Origin of the sequence: Acidiluteibacter ferrifornacis, assembly GCF_009909615.1 — a bacterium.
GTDB classification, from domain to species: domain Bacteria; phylum Bacteroidota; class Bacteroidia; order Flavobacteriales_E; family Vicingaceae; genus Acidiluteibacter; species Acidiluteibacter ferrifornacis.
Genome location: NZ_WWNE01000012.1, coordinates 338,797 through 339,042 on the forward strand (window position 1 = coordinate 338,797; position 246 = coordinate 339,042).

General features: G+C 42.7%; 1 protein-coding gene. It reads left to right on the forward strand.

Annotated elements, in window-relative coordinates; all coding sequences use genetic code 11:
• Positions 1-246, forward strand: a 246-nt coding sequence (locus GQN54_RS13640; protein ID WP_160634109.1) for a hypothetical protein, incomplete at both ends; no start/stop codon positions are given.

The following is a 246-nucleotide window of genomic DNA, read 5'->3' on the forward strand; positions in this document are numbered from 1 at the left end:
TTCAGGTCAGCAGCAAACAGCAGGAAGTGATCCATGGCGATTAGCTAGTACGAATTTGGTGGGTTACCAAGGTAAATCAGTTGTATTGCGTTTTGCAGGTATAAGAGGTAGTAGTTACGAAAGTGATATGTCCATTGATGACATTCGATTGAGCATAGTAGCGCCATTGAATGCTGGTGTAGTAGAAGTTCAAAGTCCATCAGGAGCGATATGTCCTGGAACAACAACTCCTGTTGTTGGAGTTAA